The 5707-nt window shown below is 44.2% G+C and carries 5 protein-coding genes; 4 read left to right on the top strand and 1 reads right to left on the bottom strand.

Features of this window, described 5'->3' with window-relative positions:
• Positions 1-804: GGDEF domain-containing protein (locus ACO4PX_RS08155; protein ID WP_485572231.1), on the top strand; the 804-nt coding region annotated here is incomplete at its 5' end.
• Between the two features lie 487 nt (positions 805-1291).
• Here the strand turns inward: ACO4PX_RS08155 and mnmA are convergent.
• Positions 1292-2380: a tRNA 2-thiouridine(34) synthase MnmA gene (gene mnmA, locus ACO4PX_RS08160; RefSeq protein ID WP_485572232.1), complete on the bottom strand. Its 1089-nt coding sequence runs from the start codon at positions 2378-2380 to the stop codon at positions 1292-1294.
• Between the two features lie 277 nt (positions 2381-2657).
• On the opposite strand from mnmA, the gene rfbA reads away from it, so the two are divergent.
• From rfbA to rfbD, 3 genes are read left to right on the top strand one after another with little or no spacing between them, the layout of a single operon-like run.
• A complete protein-coding gene (rfbA, locus tag ACO4PX_RS08165; protein ID WP_314328866.1) occupies positions 2658-3542 on the top strand; it encodes a glucose-1-phosphate thymidylyltransferase RfbA in 885 nt (294 codons plus the stop codon).
• A 9-nt stretch (positions 3543-3551) separates the two neighbouring features.
• Positions 3552-4568 (top strand): dTDP-glucose 4,6-dehydratase, encoded by a 1017-nt coding sequence (gene rfbB, locus ACO4PX_RS08170; RefSeq protein WP_485572233.1) that lies wholly within the window; start codon positions 3552-3554, stop codon positions 4566-4568.
• Between the two features lie 2 nt (positions 4569-4570).
• Entirely contained in the window at positions 4571-5488 is a 918-nt protein-coding gene (gene rfbD / locus ACO4PX_RS08175) for a dTDP-4-dehydrorhamnose reductase (protein WP_485572234.1), read from the top strand.
• Positions 5489-5707 lie beyond the last annotated feature (219 nt).

Below are 5707 nucleotides of genomic sequence, written 5' to 3' on the forward strand. Positions count from 1 at the left end.
CGTCTTCTGGAGGGAAAGCTTTCGGAAATCAATCTTCCGGAATTGCAGAAACGCTTTTTAGAATCCAAGCTACGGTACTTTGACAAGATTTCCGATGAGAAATCCAGGAATGAGTCTGCATATCACTACTATGAGATGGTGAAGCAGCAGGAGGTGGAAAAGGTCAATGCCTTTTTATTTGCTTTAAAGATTCGGAAGGATTTGGAGGATTTAAAGGAGCAGAATGCCTTTATGGAGGAGGAAAATGTTCGCCTCACCCAGAAAGCGGATCATGATGAATTAACCGGCCTTCCCAACCGTTATCATTTGAGTACCTTTGCGGATGCCGCCTTTGAGAGAGCATATAATTCCAGAACCCCTGTGGGCTTTGAAATGGTGGATTTAGACTATTTTAAGCAGTACAATGATCGCTACGGTCATCAGGCCGGGGATGAATGTCTTCGTTTGGTGGCCGGGGAAATCAAGAAGCTCTGTGCAAAGCATCCCGGCATCTACGCTGCCCGTTACGGCGGGGATGAATTTGTTCTGATTTATGAGAATATGCAGGATGAAGAGCTTTTAAGCTATGCCAAGGAATTGGGAGAATCGGTGAAAGCCTTAAACTTACAACATTCGGAAGAAGTGGGAGGGGGAGTTGTGACCATTTCCCAAGGAATCCGTAATTCCGTTCCCCTGAAAAAGAACAGGGTTTGGGACTATACCTTTGCGGCAGATACCGCCCTTTATAACGTAAAGGGAAAAGAAAGAGGAGGAATTCTGCTGATTCATAAGGCGAAGCTTTCGGATGAAGCTCTGTATGTCTAAAGAGAAATGAGTATATGTGCATGCTATGCTTTCATGCAGTATAGGTCTAAACGGGGGCACGCTCTCGGCATCCTCGCCTTATGAAAGAGTGATGATTGTTCATTTCTATACAAAGGGACTTTAAAAAATCAAAATAATATAGGATTTCCGTAATATAGGTCTGAATGCGGGGGAGTCTGAGCCCGATACTTGCGAAATCCGACGAAGTGAAGAACTGTAAAAATCAATAAGTGAAGCGAATAATGCAGTATAGGTCTGTAAGAGGGGCAATCTGAGCCCGCCGGTACTTACTGAAAGCGAGCAAAGCGAAGCTTGAAGTTAGTTCCGATGCGTAGGCGAGGTTAGCGGGAGCGTGCCCCGATTATAGACCTATACTGCATTAGAGCGCATCTTTATAATAAATACAGTCCTTCAATACATTGGATTAAGCTAGTGAGAGCGTACCCCGTTTCAGACCTATATTGCTTAGAAAATCTTTTTTGATTTATTAAATCTTCTTATACCCTTCTATAATCGTTCCGCCCCCGAGAACTAAGTCTCCGTCATAAAGCACCACGGCCTGACCTTTGGTTACGGCTCTTTCTTTTTCCGGAAAGCGTAGGAAGACGTCGCCGTTTTCCCGGACAGAGACGATTGCGGGAACAGCCTTTCCGTTATAGCGGGTTTTGGCTTCTACGGTCCTTTCTTCCGTTGGGGGAAGGCTGATCCAGTTAAAATCATTGGCCAATAGGCCTTCAAAGTAAATCCCTTCTTTGTCAGAGAGAATCACTTGATTTTTTTCGATGTTTTTTCCGGAAACATACATGGGCTTTTTCAAGGAAAGCCCCAAGCCCTTTCTTTGACCGATAGTGTAACGGACAGTACCTCTATGTTCTCCCAGCTTTTTCCCGTTTTCATCCACAAAGTCTCCGCTGGGATAAGGCTTTCCCCGGAACTTTTCCAGAAAATCTCCATAATCTCCATTGGTCACAAAGCATATATCCTGAGAATCCGGTTTATCGGAATTGATAAAACCGTATTTGTCCGCAATTTCCCGGACTTCTTCTTTAGAGGAGTATTCTCCCAAGGGGAAGAGGGTATGGGCCAGCTGTTCCTGACTTAAGAAATAGAGTACATAGCTTTGATCCTTTTTCTCGTCTTTTGCCTTCTTCAGAAGATAACGTCCGCTGCTTTCATCCTTTTCGATTCTGGCATAGTGACCGGTAACAATATAAGAACAGGAGAGTTCCTCCGCCCTTTGGTAAAGCTTATCGTGCTTCATAAAACGATTGCATCGAATACAGGGGTTGGGGGTTCCGCCATTTTCATAGGTCTCCACAAAGGGAAGAATGACTTTTTTTTGAAAATCGTCCTTGAAATTCAAAACATAAAAGGGCATGGAAAGGGTAGAGGCCACCTGTCTTGCGTCCTCCACGTCTTCTAAGGTACAACAGGTTCTGCTGCGGCAGGCCTGTCCGGTTTCACTATCGTATAATTTCATGGTGATGCCGATACAATCATATCCTCTTTCCTGCATAAGCGCTGCGGCAACAGAGCTGTCCACACCGCCACTCATGGCGATTAAAGCTTTTTCCATGCTAAACTCCTTTTGCAAAGTATTATGTTTTATTAGTGTAACATAGGAGAAAATGCCTTGCAAAGCTAGGGAAAAGAGTTTATGAAAAAATAAGAGGTAGAGATAGGTATTAAGCGAATTTTTGAAAAACAGTCTATGATGGAAACAGGCTTATAAAAATTCTTAAAAAAACTCCTATAAAAATTAAGCTAATTTAACGGAAAAAGCCTTTGTATATCTGCTTTTCCTATGCTAAAATTTACAGCAGTATGCATTATTTTAAGAGGGGAGAAAAACCATGAAAGGTATTATTCTTGCAGGAGGTTCCGGCACCAGATTATATCCGCTGACAAGGGTGACTTCTAAGCAATTGCTTCCGATATATGACAAGCCGATGATTTACTATCCTTTGTCCGTTTTGATGGATGCGGGGATTCGGGATATTTTGATTATTTCCACACCTACAGACACACCCAGATTTCAGGAGCTCTTAGGGGATGGAGAGGCTTTCGGTTTAAACTTACAGTATGCGGTACAGCCCTCTCCGGACGGATTGGCGCAAGCCTTTTTAATTGGGGAAGAGTTTATCGGAGGAGAGCCGGTAGCCATGATTTTGGGAGATAACATTTTCTCCGGAAGAGGCTTTAGAGAAATCTTAAAGAAGGCTGTGGCAAAGGAGCATGGTGCTACCGTATTTGGCTACTATGTGGATGATCCGGAGCGTTTCGGTATTGTGGAGTTTGACGGGGCCGGAAAGGCAATTTCTATTGAGGAAAAGCCGGAGAAGCCCAAGTCCAACTACTGTGTAACCGGTTTATATTTCTACGACAACAAGGTTGTGGACTATGCGAAAAGCTTAAAACCTTCCAAGAGAGGGGAGCTGGAAATCACCGACCTGAACCGTATCTATCTGGAAAAGGGAGAGCTGGATGTGGCGCTTTTGGGACAGGGCTTTACCTGGCTGGATACAGGAACCCATGAGTCCTTAGTGGATGCTACCAATTTCGTTTGTACCATTGAGACCCATGAGCACAGAAAGATTGCCTGTCTTGAAGAAATTGCCTATCGTAATGGCTGGATTAGCAAGGAAAAGGTTTTAGAAGCCTATGAGCTTTTAAAGAAAAATGAATATGGCAAGTACTTAAAGGATGTTTTAGACGGAAAATATATCGAGGAGCAGTAGGAGGAGAAGATGAAAACAATCGTAACCGGAGGCGCAGGCTTTATTGGAGGAAACTTCATGCATTTTGTGGTAAATGCCTATCCCGATGAGGAGTGGATTTGCCTGGATAGCCTGACCTATGCAGGAAATTTGGAGACCTTGGCTCCCTTAGAGGGAAAGAAAAATTATCGTTTTATTAAGGGAGATATTACAGACAGAGCTTTTATCTTTGATTTATTTGCAAAGGAAAAGCCGGATGTGGTGATTAACTTTGCGGCAGAGTCCCATGTGGATCGTTCCTTAAAGGATCCGGAAATCTTTTTAAAGACCAATGTTTTGGGTACCGTTTGTTTAATGGATGCCTGCAGAGAGTACGGTATAAAGCGTTATCATCAGGTATCTACCGATGAGGTATACGGAGACCTGCCGTTAGAGAGAACAGACCTTTTCTTTACAGAGGATACTCCTATTAAAACCTCTTCTCCCTATTCATCCTCCAAGGGAAGTGCGGATCTTTTTGTCCTGGCATATCACAGAACCTTCGGACTGCCGGTGACCATTTCCCGTTGTTCCAACAATTACGGCCCCTATCATTTTCCGGAGAAGTTGATTCCGCTGGTAATTTCCAGAGCCTTAAATAACGAAAGCATCCCTGTTTACGGTAAGGGGGAGAATGTTCGTGACTGGCTCTATGTAACCGACCATTGCAAGGCTATTGACCTCATTGTCCGTAAAGGAAGAGTGGGAGAGGTCTACAATGTTGGCGGACACAATGAAAGAACCAATCTTGAGGTTGTGAAGACGATTTTAAAGGCTTTAGACAAGCCGGAATCCCTGATTCATTATGTGACAGACCGTCCCGGACACGATATGCGTTATGCCATTGACCCCACGAAGCTTGAGACTGAGCTTGGTTGGAAGCCGGAATATAGCTTTGATACCGGTATTCCCGTAACTATTCAGTGGTACCTGGACCACAAGGATTGGTGGGAGCACATCATTTCCGGAGAGTATCAGGATTATTATAAGAAGCAGTATGGAGAATAAGCATGAGAGTTTTCGTTACCGGCGTTAATGGGCAGTTAGGCCATGATGTGATGAATGAGTTGGCTCGAAGAGGCATAGAGGCGGTAGGCTCCGGCATGGAACCGGAGTATGTGGGAATTATGGACGGAAGTCCGGTTTGCACGATGCCCTATGTGGGACTGGATCTGACCAATGAAGAGGAAGCCAGAAGAATTCTTACCGAAGAGAAGATTGACTGTCTGATTCACTGTGCTGCATGGACTGCGGTGGATGATGCGGAGGATCCGGAGAAAAGAGATTTTGTTTTTCGTATTAACGGAGAGGTTCCCGGAAGTCTTGCAAAAGTCATGAAGGACTTAAAGGGGAAGATGCTCTATCTTTCCACAGACTATGTTTTCTCCGGTGATGGAACAAAGCCTTGGGAAGAGGAGGAAAGAGATTTCCATCCCATCAATGTGTATGGAGCTTCCAAGCTTGCGGGAGAAGAGGCGATTCGAAAGGTTTTACCGGAGCATTTTATTGTTCGTATTGCCTGGGTTTTCGGCTTAAACGGAAAGAACTTTATTAAGACCATGTTACAGGTGGGTAAGAAGCATCCCAGTGTGCGAGTGGTTTCCGACCAGGTGGGAAGTCCCACCTATACCTTGGATTTGGCAAGGCTTTTGGTGGATATGGTGGAGACGGAAAAGTATGGTACTTATCATGCCACCAATGAAGGAGAGTACATTTCCTGGTATGACTTTACCAAGGCCATTTACGAAGAGGTGGGACTTTCCACGGAGGTGATTCCCGTTACTACGGAGGAGTACGGTTTAAGTAGAGCAAGACGTCCCTTTAACTCAAGACTGAGTAAAGAAAAGCTTAAGAGAGAGGGATTTCAGGGCCTTCCTCATTGGAAGGATGCTTTAAAGCGTTATTTACAGGCGTTAGAAGCGGAATAAAGAAGCTTTCTTTTTATAGAAAGGAGAGAGGACCTGTTTGCAGATTCAGCAGACAGGTCCCTTTCCAAAAATAAGGGATAGAAGAACCCGGTAGAAGGGGATAGCAATATATTTCAAACCGGAATGAAAAAATGTACTGGCTCAATTTGCAAAAAAGTTAAGGAGAAAAGATGGGAAAATATTTTGGAACAGACGGTTATCGTGGAGAGGCTAACGTGG

It is taken from the genome of Oribacterium sp., from assembly GCF_057249185.1.

Bases quoted from the DNA above. Each gene is read 5' to 3' on its own strand.
- mnmA (WP_485572232.1), bottom strand. From the start codon at position 2,380: ATGGAAAAAGCTTTAATCGCCATGAGTGGCGGTGTGGACAGCTCTGTT.
- rfbA (WP_314328866.1), top strand. From the start codon at position 2,658: ATGAAAGGTATTATTCTTGCAGGAGGTTCCGGCACCAGATTATATCCG.
- rfbB (WP_485572233.1), top strand. From the start codon at position 3,552: ATGAAAACAATCGTAACCGGAGGCGCAGGCTTTATTGGAGGAAACTTC.
- rfbD (WP_485572234.1), top strand. From the start codon at position 4,571: ATGAGAGTTTTCGTTACCGGCGTTAATGGGCAGTTAGGCCATGATGTG.